Genomic DNA, 15,802 nt, shown 5'->3' with positions numbered 1-15,802 from the left:
CGCGGGTCAGCAACGCTGACGTATGACGTGATAAACTCATGCTATTCATTATGAGAAGGAGGCACCATGGAACTCAATTGCCCGATTTGCCATGCCCGGTTGGAAGCACAAGGCAACGTCGCGCATTGCGCGCACTGTGAGAAAGAGTTTGCTGTAGAGGCGCGCTGCCCGGACTGCCATCAGCCGCTGGAAGTACTGAAGGCCTGCGGCGCGGTGGATTATTTCTGCCAGCACGGCCACGGACTGATTTCGAAAAAACGCGTCGAATTTGTGCTCGGTTAATCGCTAACGCAGCCTTCACCATTTCGCCAGAGTTCAACCAGCGCCTCCGGCGCCCGCTCTTCCGGGACGAGAATGATCAGGCTGTGATAGTGCTGGGCGCTGATTATTTGGATGCGAAAGAAACGCTGGTCGCCGCTACCCGGAGAATCCGGCTGCCCCGGCGGCTTGCCGAGCGGCAACGACTGCTGCAGTATTGCGGCGATGCGCTGTTTTTGCTGTTCGTTAAGCTGCGCCACGACAATCTTACGCATGCCGCTCAGCGTCGGGATCCAGGCGACGCCACCTTCGCGGGCCAGCTCAATAATCGCGTCATCGCTGAGGTCTGCCTCGTTCATGATGTGACTCCAACATCCTCCCAGGCCTTTCGAATCGCCTCGGCGGTCTCTTTACCAAAACGTTTTTCGCCATGATGAATCGTCAGTTTGGCAAAGGCCGGGAAATCGGCGTCTTTTGCCAGCGATTTATCACAAATCGCGTCGTACCAGGCATATCCCGCTTTTTCCCATGCAAAACCACCCAGCGCGATGGCGGCGAGATAGAAAGCATGATTAGGAATGCCGGAGTTAATATGCACGCCGCCGTTATCCTGCTGGGTATGCACAAAATCTTTCATGTGGGCGGGTTGTGGGTCTTTGCCAAGAATAGGGTCATCATAGGCGGTTCCCGGGTGCGACATCGAACGCAGACCTTGGCCGTGAATACCTTTCGCAAGTAGCCCCTCGCCAATTATCCAGTCCGCTTTGTCTGCCGTTTGCTGGCGCTGATATTGTTTGACCAGCGAGCCAAAAACATCGGAAAGCGATTCATTGAGCGCCCCGGATTGTTCGAAATAGATAAGCCCGGCTTCGCTCTCCGTAACGCCATGGCTTAACTCGTGCGCCACCACATCAATAGCAATAGTAAAACGATTAAAGATCTCGCCATCACCGTCGCCAAACACCATTTGTTGCCCGTTCCAGAAGGCATTTTGATATTCGTGACCATAGTGGACGCTGCCGGTCAGCTTCAATCCGCGGTTGTCCAGCGAATCACGATGATAGCTCTTCCAGAAAAAATCATGGGTGATGCCGAGATAATCATAGGCCTCATCGACGGCGACATCGCCGTTGGAAGGCTGTCCTTCAAAACGCACCTGGCTCCCTGGAAGTTCCTGAGTCTGCCTGGCATCGTAAATGTCGCGCTCAAGCTGGCCTGGCATGGCGACATGGGCGGCAGCGGGGCGGCCCGGCACATGCGCCATCAGGGTTTGTACATGGCTCAGCGTTTGCTGCGCGCAGCGCTGTTGCTGAGCGGAGCCATGATCGACAATGCGGCGTAAAATGTAGGGTGGAATCACGAAACGAGGACGAGTATCAGGCATATCACGCTCCCTGGCCGGATGAACGGTTTTAAAAGGGCATGACAGCAGTATAGTTATCCCCGCATGAAACGGGCGGATAATCAGACTTTTTTGCGGGCGCGCGTTTTCTTCACCGGAGTGATGGCTGTCACTTCGCTCTCGACCCAACCATCTTCCAGCCGGGTAGTCACGACATCGCCAGCCTGCACCTGTTTGATTTTTTTCAATACTTTGCCATCGCCGGCTGAGGTGACGCTGTAGCCGCGAGCCAGCGTCGCCAGCGGGCTGACGGCCTCCAGATGCGTCACGGTATTGCCGAAACGCTCGCGCTGCTCGCTCAGGCGGGCGCGAATATTTTCCGCCAGACGATACTCCAGTTGCTGAATACGCGACTGCGCGCGATGGATGCGCGGCTGCGGGTTTTGCTGATTCAACCGCTGCACGGCGCGCTGCTGACGCTGGTCGGCACGTTTGAGCTGGCTTTCCAGCGCAAAGCGCATCCGCTGACGCAGGCGCTCCAGTTCGGTCTGCTGACGCGCTAAGCGCAGCTGAGGATGTTGCTGCTGTAAACGGTGAAACAACTGCGTAAAGCGGCGATGGCGGTTGGCGAGGAAGTAATCCATCGCCATCTCCAGGCGCTGCTGGCCGGACTGTAGCTGACGCAACAGTTCCTGCTGATTGCGGCTGACGATCTCTGCCGCCGCAGAGGGCGTCGGCGCACGCAGGTCGGCGACGAAATCGGCGATAGTGACGTCAGTTTCATGGCCGACGGCGCTCACTACCGGAATGCGGCTGGCGAAAATTGCCCGCGCGACCCGTTCGTCGTTAAAGCTCCATAAATCTTCCAGCGAACCGCCGCCGCGCCCGACGATCAGCACATCGCATTCCTGGCGCTGGTTGGCTAATGCTATTGCGCGCACGATTTGCCCCGGCGCATCATCGCCTTGCACCGCCGTCGGGTAGATAATCACTGGCAGCGAGGGATCGCGGCGTTTCAACACATGTAAGATATCATGCAGCGCGGCGCCGGTTTTGGAGGTGACGACGCCGACGCAGTGCGCGGGAGAGGGGAGCGCCTGCTTGTGGCTTTGATCGAATAACCCTTCTGCCGTCAGGAGCGCCTTGAGCTGCTCATATTTTTGCTGCAACAGGCCCTCACCGGCGGGCTGCATGCTTTCGACGATGATCTGGTAGTCGCCGCGAGGCTCGTAAAGGGTAATGTTGGCGCGAACCAGCACCTGCTGGCCATGCTGCGGGCGAAACGTGACGCGACGGTTGCTGTTGCGAAACATCGCGCAGCGCACCTGAGCGTTATCGTCTTTTAAGGTGAAGTACCAGTGGCCGGAAGAGGGCTGGCTGAAGTTAGAGATCTCGCCGCTTATCCATACCTGGCCCATTTCGCGTTCCAGCAGTAAGCGAACCGTCTGATTCAGGCGGCTGACCGTAAATATTGCAGGGGATTGAGATGGCAACATGTGAGCAAGATCAAATTCTAAATCAGCAGGTTATTCAGTCGATAGTAACGCGCTGAGAGGGGATCGCAAGTATTATTTGCAAAAAAGGGTGGATGCAATCGGTTACGCTCTGTATAATGCCACGGCAATATTTATCCACCCTGGTCGAGATATTGCCCATGCTACGTATCGCTAAAGAAGCCCTGACGTTTGACGACGTCCTCCTTGTTCCCGCTCATTCTACCGTTCTGCCGAATACCGCCGATCTCAGCACGCAGCTGACGAAAACGATTCGTCTGAATATTCCTATGCTCTCCGCGGCGATGGATACCGTAACTGAAGCGCGCCTGGCAATTGCCCTGGCCCAGGAAGGCGGCATCGGCTTTATTCATAAAAACATGTCAATCGAGCGCCAGGCGGAAGAAGTCCGTCGCGTGAAGAAACATGAATCCGGCGTGGTAAGCGATCCACAGACCGTTCTGCCGACTACCACCCTGCGCGAAGTGAAAGAACTGACCGAACGTAACGGTTTCGCCGGTTATCCGGTAGTGACCGAAGACAACGAACTGGTCGGCATTATCACCGGCCGCGACGTGCGTTTTGTTACCGACCTGAATCAGCCGGTCAGCGTTTATATGACGCCGAAAGAGCGCCTGGTCACCGTGCGTGAAGGTGAAAGCCGTGAAGTGGTCTTCGCGAAAATGCATGAAAAACGCGTAGAAAAAGCGCTGGTAGTGGATGATAGCTTCCACCTGCGCGGCATGATCACCGTAAAAGATTTCCAGAAAGCGGAACGTAAACCGAATGCGTGTAAAGACGAGCACGGTCGTCTGCGCGTTGGCGCGGCCGTTGGCGCTGGCGCCGGTAACGAAGAGCGCGTTGACGCGCTGGTTGCCGCAGGCGTTGACGTTCTGCTGATCGACTCCTCTCACGGTCACTCCGAAGGCGTTCTGCAGCGTATTCGCGAAACGCGCGCTAAATATCCTGACCTGCAAATCATCGGCGGTAACGTGGCGACCGGCGCGGGTGCTCGTGCCCTGGCGGAAGCTGGCGTCAGCGCGGTGAAAGTGGGTATCGGCCCAGGCTCCATCTGTACTACCCGTATCGTTACCGGCGTAGGCGTTCCGCAGATCACCGCCGTTTCCGACGCGGTTGAAGCGCTGGAAGGCACCGGTATTCCGGTTATCGCCGATGGCGGTATCCGTTTCTCCGGCGATATCGCAAAAGCGATTGCCGCAGGCGCCGCCGCGGTGATGGTTGGCTCCATGCTGGCCGGTACCGAAGAATCCCCGGGTGAAATCGAGCTCTATCAGGGCCGTTCTTACAAATCCTACCGCGGTATGGGTTCCCTGGGCGCGATGTCCAAAGGTTCCTCTGACCGTTACTTCCAGAGCGATAACGCCGCTGACAAACTGGTGCCGGAAGGTATCGAAGGCCGCGTTGCCTATAAAGGCCGCCTGAAAGAGATCATTCACCAGCAGATGGGCGGCCTGCGCTCCTGTATGGGTCTGACCGGTTGTGGTACTATTGACGCACTGCGTACCAAAGCAGAGTTCGTGCGTATCAGCGGCGCGGGCATCCAGGAGAGCCACGTTCACGACGTGACGATCACCAAGGAATCCCCGAACTACCGCATGGGCTCCTGATTTTCATCGCCCGGCTACGCGCCGGGCGATTTTTATTCAATCATCGCTACTTCTCTGGAATTAACGTCAATGACGGATAACATTCATAAACATCGCATTCTTATCCTGGACTTCGGTTCTCAGTACACCCAGCTGGTTGCGCGTCGCGTACGTGAATTAGGGGTCTATTGCGAGCTCTGGGCTTGGGACGTGACCGAAGCTCAAATCCGCGAGTTCAACCCGAACGGCATTATTCTTTCCGGCGGCCCGGAAAGCACCACCGAAGACAACAGCCCGCGTGCGCCGCAGTACGTCTTCGAAGCCGGCGTACCGGTATTCGGCGTATGCTATGGCATGCAGACCATGGCCATGCAGCTGGGCGGCCACGTTGAAGCTTCCAACGAGCGCGAGTTCGGTTACGCGCAGGTGGAAGTGCAGACCGACAGCGCGCTGATCAAGGGCATCGAAGATGCGCTGAGCGCAGACGGTAAGCCGCTGCTGGACGTGTGGATGAGCCATGGTGATAAAGTCACCGCTATCCCTTCCGACTTTGTGACCGTCGCCAGCACTGAAAGCTGCCCGTTCGCCATCATGGCGAATGAAGAAAAACGCTTCTACGGCGTACAGTTCCACCCGGAAGTCACCCACACGCGTCAGGGGCTGCGTATGCTGGAGCGCTTTGTGCGCGATATCTGCCAGTGTGAAGCGCTGTGGACGCCGGCGAAGATCATCGACGACGCAGTTGAGCGTATTCGTCAGCAGGTAGGTGAAGATAAAGTCATCCTCGGCCTGTCCGGCGGCGTTGACTCTTCCGTTACCGCGATGCTGCTGCACCGCGCTATCGGCAAAAACCTGACCTGCGTATTCGTGGATAACGGCCTGCTGCGCCTGAACGAAGCCGAGCAGGTTATGGATATGTTCGGCGACCGTTTCGGCCTGAACATCGTGCACGTTGCGGCGGAAGATCGCTTCCTGACCGCGCTGAAGGGCGAAAACGATCCGGAAGCGAAGCGTAAAATCATTGGCCGCGTCTTCGTTGAAGTGTTTGACGAAGAAGCGCTGAAGCTGGAAGACGTGAAATGGCTGGCGCAGGGCACTATCTACCCTGATGTGATCGAATCCGCCGCTTCCGCGACCGGTAAAGCGCACGTCATCAAGTCTCACCACAACGTGGGCGGTCTGCCGAAAGAGATGAAGATGGGCCTCGTTGAACCGCTGAAAGAGCTGTTCAAAGACGAAGTGCGTAAGATTGGCCTGGAGCTGGGCCTGCCGTACGACATGCTGTTCCGCCACCCGTTCCCGGGGCCGGGCCTTGGCGTTCGCGTACTCGGCGAAGTGAAGAAAGAGTACTGCGACCTGCTGCGTCGCGCGGACGCTATCTTCATTGAAGAACTGCGCAAAGCCGACCTGTATGACAAAGTAAGCCAGGCATTTACCGTGTTCCTGCCGGTTCGCTCCGTCGGCGTGATGGGCGATGGCCGTAAATACGACTGGGTCGTCTCCCTGCGTGCGGTAGAAACCATCGACTTTATGACCGCGCACTGGGCGCACCTGCCGTATGATTTCCTCGGCCGTGTTTCCAACCGCATCATCAACGAAGTTAACGGTATTTCCCGCGTGGTGTACGACATCAGCGGTAAGCCGCCAGCGACTATTGAGTGGGAATAATTCCTGCTGATAGCTGAACCAAACCCTCTGTTTACAGAGGGTTTTTTTATGTCCTGGTAAATGGCGCTGAGGAAGGATTATTGAGCGTAGTCTAAATATAGTCTATATTAAAACCGAGACATGACCATTAGGCGGACCAACATGAAAGTAGAGACTATCAGCTACGTTAAAAAGAACGCGGCAACGCTTGATCTGTCAGAACCTATCCTGGTCACACAAAACGGTGTGCCTGCTTACGTTATAGAGTCCTATGATCAGCAGCAGGAACGGGAAAACGCCATTGCTTTGCTGAAATTGCTTACTCTGTCAGAGAAAGATAAAGCGGAAGGGCGCGTGTTCTCGAAAGACCTGTTGCTGGATGGCCTTGCGGATTAAACGCAGCGCGCTCAACGTTAAGGGATTTCCATGGAACAGCAGGTGATCTTTGAGTATACGCTTACAGTAAAGCACTGCATCGACACAATAGCGGGTTTTCTGAAGCGTGTTGATGTTGAGCCGCGTCCGGTTATCGCAGATATTCTCACCCAGTTTGAGAGCACCGTAGGACAGTTCCCCTTGGGCTGCCAGATTTGCCCCGAATTGCTGAAAATTGGCTGCGCCAAATATCGGGAGTTTAATCACGCTGAAGGCTACCGGGTTTTGTATTCCGTAGACGGAACGTTAGTAACCGCGCATGCGATCCTGGCACATCGGCAGGATGTTCAGCAGCTGCTGTTTAAGCGTCTGATCGTGGCCTGATAGTCCTAAATATGTGTGTTTTACAGAGGGTTTTTCATACCCTCTCTTCACTTTGTCCCTGAGTTATCCGCACAACCTGCCGCCGCTGCAGCCAGCCGATTCTCAGCGCCAGCCCCAGTACGACCAGCGATAATAGACCCGAAATAGCAAGGCTCCTTTCTATCCCCAGATGTTGATTTAGCCAGGCATAGGCAAATGGCGAGACGGCGGCCAGTAGTTGCGCTGGGATCAACAGCCGTCCGGTACGCCGCGCGTAATCTTCCGCCGCGAATAGCTGCAACGGTAATGTTGCTTTAAATACCGTCGTCAGGCCGTTAATGGCCCCGTAGGCGAAAACGAAACCGCCAACGGTCCAGCTTAGCGAGGCGGCGTTGAGGCCCAGTAAAAAGCAGAGCGGCAACAGCGCTGTGGTCAACAGCGTTAACCGAAGTGGGGAGAGGCGCGCTCCTGAAATCACCTCCAGAAATCGGGCGCCGGTCTGTCCGATGCCCCATAGTACCCCTATCATTACCGGCAGACCGTAGCTGGCGATAAACTCAGGCAGATGGGTGGATGTGCCGTTAGAAATAAAGGTGACCAAAGCGATAAGCGAGGCGTACAGCAGGCCTATGTGCTGGTTGCGACGGGAAAGCGGCACTTTCTCCTGATGAGCGCTCCGGTCGGGCAAGCATTGATTAGGCATCCGCCACAGCAGTAGTGCGCTAAGCAGGCCAAACAGGCTGTAGATTACCAGCGCTCCACGCCAGCCCATTAGCGCGAGCAGCGCGGTGCCCAGCGGCCAGAATATCGCTGAGGCCAGTCCTCCAGCCAGGGTCACCCGTGAAATAGTTACTCTGGCGCGTTGACCGTACAGGTTAACCAGCGCGGCGAACAGCGCATCGTATAGCGCCAGCCGCATACCGACACCGGCCAGTAGCCATGCGACGTACCAGAAGATCAGGCTGTCTGCCTGCGACATTGCCAGGCAGCTTGCCGCGATGGTTAATGAACCGATGAACACCACCCGCTGACCGCCAAACCAGGCCAACAGGCGGGCGATAAAAGGCGAGATCGCCGCCATCATCAGCATGGCGAAGGTCAAACCGAGATAGATCTCTGTTCCGCCCCAGCCAGTATCATTAGCAATAGCGCCGGCAAAGGTACCGGGCATATAAAAAACGATCCCCCAGTTGATGAGCTGGTTGCCGCCGGCTGCGAGGGTAAGGGAAAGAGGCGCGGTGCCAGGCAAGATTGACGTTTTCATTGAATTCCAGAGCGTTATGCAGTTGTCGGCAGCATATCGCGCGCGCTATTGTGCAGGCAGCACCTGGGGCTTATAGCCTGCATAAGAGAAACTTTGTGATGACGATGCTGAATTTGGTAAATCTGACAACCTTCCGGCTGGTGGCGCAGCGCGGCAGTTTTTCCGCCGCCGCTGATGTACTGGGAATATCGCAGCCGGCGGTAAGCCTGCAGGTTCGCCAGCTTGAGCAGTTCCTGCAGACGCGGTTGGTTGAGCGTACCGGGCGAGGGATCAAGGCTACTGCCGCCGGATTGGCGCTACTGGCCCATAGTGAGATTATTGAGCAGGCGGTGAATACGGCGGTGCAGTCGGTGGCTGAGTTTAACCATGAAGTGCACGGCACGATGAGCTTCGGTACCGGGGCGACGGCCTGTATTCATTTGCTGCCGCCGCTATTGTGCCATCTACGCGAGAAGCATCCGCTGTTAACGGTTGGCGTCACGACCGGTAATACGCTTGACATTGTACGTGCGGTGGAAGAGAGCCGGCTTGATCTGGGGTTGGTGACCTTACCTGCCAGCGGCCGCAGCCTGGCGGTAACGCCAGTGCTGGAGGAAGAGTTTGTATTTATTACTGCCAACGATGATGAACCGCTAGTGGGGCAATTGACGCCTTCACTGCTACAGGCACTTTCGCTAATAGCATTTGAAGCCGGCAGCGGGACCCGTGAGCTGATCGATGGCTGGTTTCGCGCTGCCGGGGTAAACTCGGCGCCGGTGATGCAACTCGGTAGCATTGAGGCTATCAAGCGTATGGTGCGTGCTGGTCTGGGATACAGTATCGTACCGAAGATGGCGGTGGCGGCTGAAGATGACCGCACAGGAATACGTGTACAGTCGCTATCGCCGCGGCTCTATCGCCAACTGGGCGTAGTGATGCGTCAGGATAAAGTTATCAACAAAGGGATAGCGGAGATGCTGCGTCTGCTGCACCAACTAAAAATTTTGCCGTAGGCGTTATTCCTGGGCTGGGGTCGTTGGTGTCGCGGGAGCATCAATGGTGATGGTCGATTGCTGCGACTCTTGTTTGTCCTGATGATGGTACCAGGCACCGATAGAGGAGTAGACAAAGCGTCCAAAGAAGAAGAGAAAACTGATAAGTAGTACGATACGGGTCATGCGACGGTTAAATCGATGTCGTTTACGCATACTGGGTGCCTGACTCACAAAAGGTTCCTTGAAGTATACCCGAAGACGGGCGATGGGGGTATTAAGTCATAGTATAGCGGCGGGGTCAATTGTCGGCGGTGTAAAAATCGTAGTGCTAAAACATTACTTAATGTTATATAAGATGAACATCGTATTTACACGGATTTTGAATATTGCACCAGTCCGCAAAAAAATAAGTTTTATTAATATTAGCTAAATAGTTTGTTGATTTGCGTCAATTGCTTGATTCCATTGGCCACTAAAATCGTCCATCTGTTCCGCATCGTTATTACTTTCGCGGTTAGCCTGGTCGGGTTGGATGCCTGTCTGAATATACTCCGCAGGAGTTGGGGTAATCTGTCGAGCATCTATGAGTATTATTAAACTATACAAACGATATCAGGATAAATGGTGGGCACTACCGCTCATCCTCCCTACGCTGCTGTTGCCGCTGGCGCGCGCCGCGAATACATTTGCAAATCTTAACGGTCACACCGTCTTTCTGTTTTATCTTCCGCTGGCGTTAGTATTGAGCCTGATGCTGTTTTTCGGCTGGGCGGCGATTCCGGGCATTATAGTCGGCTTGCTGCTGACCATTACGCGCGGAATGACCTTCGAGCAATCTATCGGCGTATTGTTTCATTTTTTGATCCCCTCAGTGCTGTGCTGGGGCGGTTATCGCATTTTCGTTCCACGCCGTCAGCAGATTTCACATGGTAATGTTGCCCTGATGCCGCATCGGCTGTTCTGGCAAATGCTGCTGCCCTCGGTAATTTTTCTCATTATTTCGCAGATTGCTGAGTATCTTGGCCTGCATCCGCGGGCGGCGGAACTGGTGGGGTCAACGCCATTTAGTTTACGATCGTTAATCACTTTTCAGGCGCTGATGGTAGGGTGTCTGACCGGTGTGCCGCTGTGCTATTTTTTGCTGCGTGTTATTCGTAATCCGCTACACTTACGCGGCTTTATATCCCAGGTGCGTTTACAAATCGACCAAAAAATAAAACCGCTGGAAATTATTGTCTGGGCAATAGTATTGTTAATAATACTGGCTTTATTATTCATGCCGTTAAATGCCAGCAGCACGATATTTAGCACAAATTATACATTGTCATTACTTATGCCGGTCATGTTGTGGGGGGCGATGCGTTTTGGCTATCGTTTTATTTCCCTGGCGTGGCCGCCGATATTAATTCTGGTTATCCATTTTCATTACAGCTACCTGCCATTTTCCCCGATCTACAATAACCAGCTGGCGATTACCTCCTCCAGTTACCTGGTGTTCTCTTTTATTATCGCTTATATGGCAATGCTGGCGACGCAGCAGCGGATGATCCACCGTCGGGTTCGCCGGATGGCCTTTCTCGACCCGGTCGTTCATATGCCGAATTTACGGGCCCTGAGCCGAGCGCTAAACCACTCGACCTGGTCGGTGCTGTGCTTTTTACGCATGCCAGAGCTGGAGTTGCTTGGGCGGCACTACGGCGTGATGCTACGCATTCAGTATAAGCAGCAGCTGTCGGAATACCTGAGTCACATACTGCAGCCGAACGAAATGGTCTATCACCTTTCGGGCCATGACCTGGTGATACGCCTGAATAGCGACGACCATCAAAAACGCATCGTGATGCTGGATGAGCGGATTAAGCAGTTCCGTTTTATCTGGGATGGTATTCCGCTACAGCCGCCTGTCGGGATCAGCTATTGCAACGTACGTTCTCCTGTCAAGCATCTGTATTTACTGCTCGGCGAACTGAATAATATAGCCGACATGTCATTGACCAGCGGCCACCCGGAAAACGTGCAGCGCCGCGGCGCCGTTCACGTTCAGCAGGGGTTAAAAGAACGTGTGTCAATGATGAACCAGATCCTGCAGGCGCTGGATCAGAATCGTTTTCGGCTGATGGCGCAGCCCATTATCGGCATGCGCGGCGATAGCTATCATGAAGTCCTGTTGCGTATGGTGGGCGAGCAGGGGGAGCTGGTTGCGCCGGATAATTTTTTGCCTGCGGCGCACGAATTTGGCCTGGCTTCGCGCATCGACAACTGGGTTATCGACAATACGCTGGCTTTTATGAACGATAATCGCCATACGTTGCCGGGCATGCGTTTGGCCATCAATCTGTCGCCAGTTTCGGTCAGCCGCAGCCGTTTCCCGGACGAAGTCGAGGAAATGCTGCATCATTATAATATTGAGCCCTGGCAGCTTATTTTTGAGCTGACGGAAAATCACTCGCTCAGTAATCCGGAGCAGGCGCAACAAACGCTCGCGCGGTTGCAGGAATTGGGATGCCGGGTGGCGATTGATGATTTTGGCACCGGCTATGCCAGCTATGCGCGGCTGAAAACGCTTAACGTTGATATGCTGAAAATTGACGGTAGCTTTATCCGTAATCTGGTCACCAGCAGTCTGGATTATCAGGTTGTGGCGTCGATTTGCCGGTTGGCGCAAATCAAAAATATGCAGGTAGTGGCGGAGTATGTGGAATCACCGGAGATCCGCCAGGCGGTGATTTCGCTGGGGATTGATTATATGCAGGGCTTTGACATTGGAATGCCGGTTCCGATAGAACAACTGGCCTGCGCGGCTGACGTCGCATAAAAAACGGCCGGGCGTGTGACCCGGCCGTTTTAGTCAAAGATGTCAGCTTTACGCTTCTTCTTCAGTAATTTTCAGCAGCCATTCCGGCACGCCTTCCCAGTACTGTTGCTCTTTTTCCAGATCCAGCAGCACCAACGCATTCTGGCTAAACCAGTCATGCGGGAAAATTAACGTCCAGTGGTTGGCTTCTGTCTTCAATGTCAGTTTTGGCGGCGTAGTGGTCGCCTGACGCTGATTGTTCAGTAATACGCCCAGACGCAGTAGTTGGATCAGCGGCAAGAACTGTTTTTTCTTGAACAAGGTAAAACGCGGCAAATCATCAAGCTTGATAGCTTTGCGGTGATAGCGCACCAGCGTGGCCATCAGTGTCTGCTGCTCCTGATTAAAGCCCGGCAGATCGCTATTTTGCAGGATATAGGCAGAGTGGCGATGCATGCCGCTGTGGTTAATGTTCAGCCCCACTTCATGTAGCATTACCGCCCACTTCAGCAGGGCAGACAGATGCGGGTTAGCCAGTTTCGGGTTTTGCTCCTGCCACTGTTCCAGCATCTGAGTGGTAGTCTCCAGTACCCGGCGCGCCTGTTCGCGATCGATATTGTACTGGTTCGCCAGGCTCTGGGCCGTACGGCTGCGAATATCCTGGTGGCGGAAGCGACCTTCCATCTCGTACAACACGCCTTCGCGCAGGGCGCCGTCGGACAGGCGCAGTTCTTTGATCGCCAGCGCGTCGAATACCCCGCACAAAATCGCCAGACCCGGGGCGAATACCGCTTTGCGGTCCTCCGACAATCCCGGCAGGCTTAATGAGTCGAAGTTTTTATTCTTCAGAAGCTCACTGACCAGCATTTCAAGACGTTCCGGGGTAATGAAGCCGTCTTTCTCCCCCATGGCGACCAGCACTTCGTGCGCGGCTTTGATGGTGCCAGAGGCGCCCAGCGCCACGTTCCACCCCTGAATACGGAACTGCCATGCCAGGGTTTCCAGTTTCTGCACCGCCGCCAGGCGCGCGCGCTGGAAGTTTTCTTTATTGATAACGCCGCCGGCGAAATAGGCCTGCGAGAAGCTTACGCAGCCCATACGTCGGCTTTCAACCAGGCGGGGCTCGAAATCTTCGCCGATGACGAGCTCAGTCGAACCGCCGCCGATGTCGATAACCAGCTTACGGCCGCGCTCCGGTTGCGTATGTTCGACGCCCATAAAAATCAGACGCGCTTCTTCGTTACCGGAGATTATTTCGATGGGATAAGGGATAACTTTTTCCGCTCGTTTGAGAAAATCCGCCGCGTTAGCCGCCTGGCGCAGGGTATGCGTCCCGACGATACAAACGCTGGAAGGGGAGAATCCCTGCAGACGTTCCGCAAACAGCGACAGGCAGTTCAGCCCACGAGTAATCGCTTCTTCGCTCAACACCGAGTTTTCATCCAGGCCATCGGCCAGGTGGACGCGCTGCTTCAGGCGACCGATGATCTGCATTGCCCCGTCGACGACACGGGCGATCACCATATGAAAACTGTTCGAACCAAGGTCGACCGCAGCGAACTCCTGCGGCCGAGGGGTTTTTTCGTTTATTGGCATAGGTTAATCGGGTTGTTCGAGTGATTTGAGATAATCGTAAATCGCTATCTGTGCGCGTACTTTGCGGCGATTGCCGCGCGGCACGTAGCGATTACTCAGTTCTTTATCAAGATAGCGCGCTTTTACGGTATCGTTGAACAGGATATCGAGAATATCCAGTACGCGTTGCTTCAGACGCGGGTCCAGCAGCGGTACGGCGACTTCGATACGATAGTCGATATTGCGCGTCATCCAGTCGGCGGAGGATAACCACACCTGTTTATCACCACCGTTTTCAAAACAATAGACCCTATCGTGCTCAAGGAAACGGTCAACGATACTAATCACGCGAATATTTTCGCTAATTCCCTCAAGACCCGGGATTAGCGAGCACATACCGCGGATAAGCAGGTTAACCGGCACGCCGGTACTGGAGGCGGCATAAAGTCTGTCCACCAGCCCTTTATCGACCAGGTTATTTAATTTAAGCGTAATTCCGGACGGTTGCCCATTCTGCGCATTGGCGATTTCGCGGTCGATCATTTCATACAGCAGACGACGCGAGTTCTGCGGCGACACCAACAGGTAGTCGAAGCTGACTGGCCGGTAAGGGTTTTCGATAAAATTAAACACGCGACGGACTTCATTAGTGATGCGCGCGTCGGCGGTGAGGAGCGAATAGTCGGTGTAGATACGAGCGGTTTTCTCGTTGAAGTTGCCGGTGCCGATATGCGCATAACGCACTACCTCATCGCCTTCTTTACGCGAAATGAGGAAGAGTTTGGCGTGGATCTTCAGCCCCGGCGCCGAGAAGATAACGTGTACGCCGGCTTCTGTCAGACGTTTGGCCCAGTGAATATTGGCCTCTTCGTCGAAGCGAGCCTGCAGTTCAACCACCACGGTCACTTTTTTACCGTTGTGGGCGGCGTGGATCATCGAATCGATAATCCGTGAATCCTTAGCGACGCGGTAGATATTGATTTTGATCGCCAGCACGCTCGGGTCGAACGACGCCTGACGCAGCAGTTCAAGCACGTGCTCGAAGGTATGGTATGGGTAGTAGAGCAGTACGTCGCGTTCGCGGATAGCGTCAAAGCCGTTGCGAAATTTATCGAACCACAGGTGGCGCAGGCGCGGCATCGGTTTATTGACCAGATTGGCCTTGCCAACATTCGGGAAACCGATAAAGTCTTTAAAGTTGTGATAACGACCGCCCGGCAGCATCGAATCGTAGTTCGAGATGGAGAGCTTATCGCGCAGCATTTCGACCATCGCATCCGGCATATCGCGCTGGTAGACAAAACGCACCGGCTCGGCGGTTAAGCGCTGCTTCAGGCTGGAGGACATCAGCTCCATCAGGCTCGATTCCATTTCGTGTACCAGATCGTACTCGGCATCACGGGTCATTTTCATCGAGTATGCATTCAGGGCATCGTAGTCAAAGAAGCCCTTAAAGATATCATCCAGGCAGTAACGCAGAATGTTATCCAGCAGAATCATCGGTTTGCGGCGTCGCGGCGTCTCCGGCGGCAGGTTCACAAAGCGTGGCACCTTATCGGATGGAATCTCCAGCAGCGCATAGTTAATGGTATCGCCGCGGATAATCTCCACCGCCAGATAGGTGTAATCATCTTTCAGGAATTGAACCAGGTCCGTCTCGCGGTTGATCAGAATCGGCGAAATATGCTGGCGCAGATACTGTTTGAAGTAGTTGCGTAACCAGGATTGCTGGTTAACGGACAGCTGGCGTTCGTTAATCAGGAAGATCTGATTACGCGCCATTTCCAGCAGCAGTTCATTATAGAGACCATCAAATTCCTGATCGGCCTTTAGCACGCGGGCCTGGATTTTGCCTAACAGATGACGCGAATGGGCGGTACTACCTTGTTCTTCACTGATAAGAATGCGTCGCTTAAGTTCAGCGAAGCGCACTTTGTAAAACTCATCAAGGTTATTGGAGTAAATTCCTAAGAAGCGCATGCGCTCGATAAGCGGGTTGCTCTTGTCCGCCGCTTCCTGAAGTACGCGCTCGTTAAAGGACAACCAGCTGAGTTCTTTTTCGATGTATAGCTTTTCCTGGCCCATTACAACTCACACTCCGGATCATTGA

14 protein-coding genes are annotated in these 15,802 nt (G+C 54.4%); 7 read left to right on the top strand and 7 right to left on the bottom strand.

Annotated features, from left to right (window positions below):
* Positions 1-66 precede the first annotated feature (66 nt).
* Positions 67-282, top strand: coding sequence for a zinc ribbon domain-containing protein (locus ABLV08_RS16500; RefSeq protein ID WP_348856039.1), 216 nt, complete (start codon positions 67-69; stop codon positions 280-282).
* On the opposite strand, the gene ABLV08_RS16495 is transcribed toward ABLV08_RS16500, so the two are convergent.
* From ABLV08_RS16495 to xseA, 3 genes are all read right to left on the bottom strand, one after another.
* Positions 279-617 (bottom strand): protealysin inhibitor emfourin, encoded by a 339-nt coding sequence (locus ABLV08_RS16495; RefSeq protein WP_042893060.1) that lies wholly within the window; start codon positions 615-617, stop codon positions 279-281. The two genes, ABLV08_RS16500 and ABLV08_RS16495, sit on opposite strands and share 4 nt — an antisense overlap.
* The gene (locus ABLV08_RS16490; RefSeq protein WP_048229228.1) at positions 614-1,642 is read right to left on the bottom strand and encodes a M4 family metallopeptidase; all 1,029 of its coding nucleotides are present in this window, start codon (positions 1,640-1,642) and stop codon (positions 614-616) included. The genes ABLV08_RS16495 and ABLV08_RS16490 overlap by 4 nt, the downstream gene beginning before the upstream one ends.
* A gap of 80 nt (positions 1,643-1,722) precedes the next feature.
* Positions 1,723-3,096: an exodeoxyribonuclease VII large subunit gene (gene xseA, locus ABLV08_RS16485; protein WP_020078184.1), complete on the bottom strand. Its 1,374-nt coding sequence runs from the start codon at positions 3,094-3,096 to the stop codon at positions 1,723-1,725.
* 158 nt (positions 3,097-3,254) lie between these two features.
* On the opposite strand from xseA, the gene guaB reads away from it, so the two are divergent.
* The 4 genes from guaB to ABLV08_RS16465 all read left to right on the top strand — a co-directional run bounded on the left by guaB (position 3,255) and on the right by ABLV08_RS16465 (position 7,106).
* Positions 3,255-4,721 (top strand): IMP dehydrogenase, encoded by a 1,467-nt coding sequence (gene guaB, locus ABLV08_RS16480; protein WP_015370334.1) that lies wholly within the window; start codon positions 3,255-3,257, stop codon positions 4,719-4,721.
* Between the two features lie 69 nt (positions 4,722-4,790).
* The gene (guaA, locus tag ABLV08_RS16475; protein WP_015703162.1) at positions 4,791-6,368 is read left to right on the top strand and encodes a glutamine-hydrolyzing GMP synthase; all 1,578 of its coding nucleotides are present in this window, start codon (positions 4,791-4,793) and stop codon (positions 6,366-6,368) included.
* Between the two features lie 141 nt (positions 6,369-6,509).
* Positions 6,510-6,743 carry a type II toxin-antitoxin system Phd/YefM family antitoxin gene (locus tag ABLV08_RS16470; protein ID WP_154105266.1) on the top strand — a complete coding sequence of 78 codons (234 nt, stop codon included), beginning with the start codon at positions 6,510-6,512 and terminating at the stop codon, positions 6,741-6,743.
* Positions 6,744-6,773: 30 nt separating this feature from the next.
* Positions 6,774-7,106: a hypothetical protein gene (locus ABLV08_RS16465; protein ID WP_045377530.1), complete on the top strand. Its 333-nt coding sequence runs from the start codon at positions 6,774-6,776 to the stop codon at positions 7,104-7,106.
* Positions 7,107-7,140: 34 nt separating this feature from the next.
* On the opposite strand, the gene ABLV08_RS16460 is transcribed toward ABLV08_RS16465, so the two are convergent.
* On the bottom strand, positions 7,141-8,349 hold the full coding sequence (locus ABLV08_RS16460; protein ID WP_154105265.1) for an MFS transporter: 1,209 nt from the start codon (positions 8,347-8,349) through the stop codon (positions 7,141-7,143).
* 98 nt (positions 8,350-8,447) lie between these two features.
* On the opposite strand from ABLV08_RS16460, the gene ABLV08_RS16455 reads away from it, so the two are divergent.
* Positions 8,448-9,341 (top strand): LysR family transcriptional regulator, encoded by an 894-nt coding sequence (locus ABLV08_RS16455; protein ID WP_020078186.1) that lies wholly within the window; start codon positions 8,448-8,450, stop codon positions 9,339-9,341.
* Positions 9,342-9,344: 3 nt separating this feature from the next.
* On the opposite strand, the gene ABLV08_RS16450 is transcribed toward ABLV08_RS16455, so the two are convergent.
* Complete coding sequence (locus ABLV08_RS16450; protein WP_015370389.1) at positions 9,345-9,536, bottom strand: YfgG family protein; 192 nt, start codon at positions 9,534-9,536, stop codon at positions 9,345-9,347.
* 370 nt (positions 9,537-9,906) lie between these two features.
* Here ABLV08_RS16450 and ABLV08_RS16445 point away from each other — a divergent pair, with 370 nt between their 5' ends.
* Positions 9,907-12,138 (top strand): EAL domain-containing protein, encoded by a 2,232-nt coding sequence (locus ABLV08_RS16445; RefSeq protein WP_049052558.1) that lies wholly within the window; start codon positions 9,907-9,909, stop codon positions 12,136-12,138.
* A gap of 48 nt (positions 12,139-12,186) precedes the next feature.
* Here the strand turns inward: ABLV08_RS16445 and ppx are convergent, their stop codons facing one another.
* Together ppx and ppk1 are read right to left on the bottom strand one after the other, a co-directional pair.
* Positions 12,187-13,713, bottom strand: a complete 1,527-nt coding sequence (gene ppx / locus ABLV08_RS16440; RefSeq protein ID WP_020078189.1) for an exopolyphosphatase — start codon at positions 13,711-13,713, stop codon at positions 12,187-12,189.
* A 3-nt stretch (positions 13,714-13,716) separates the two neighbouring features.
* Positions 13,717-15,777, bottom strand: a complete 2,061-nt coding sequence (ppk1, locus tag ABLV08_RS16435; RefSeq protein WP_015370393.1) for a polyphosphate kinase 1 — start codon at positions 15,775-15,777, stop codon at positions 13,717-13,719.
* Positions 15,778-15,802 lie beyond the last annotated feature (25 nt).

It is taken from the genome of Klebsiella sp. CN_Kp088 (assembly GCF_040064335.1).
Classification (GTDB): Bacteria; Pseudomonadota; Gammaproteobacteria; order Enterobacterales; family Enterobacteriaceae; genus Klebsiella; species Klebsiella aerogenes.
Note: the sequence above shows the minus strand (reverse complement) of the source record. Positions and strands in the feature narration are given on the sequence as shown.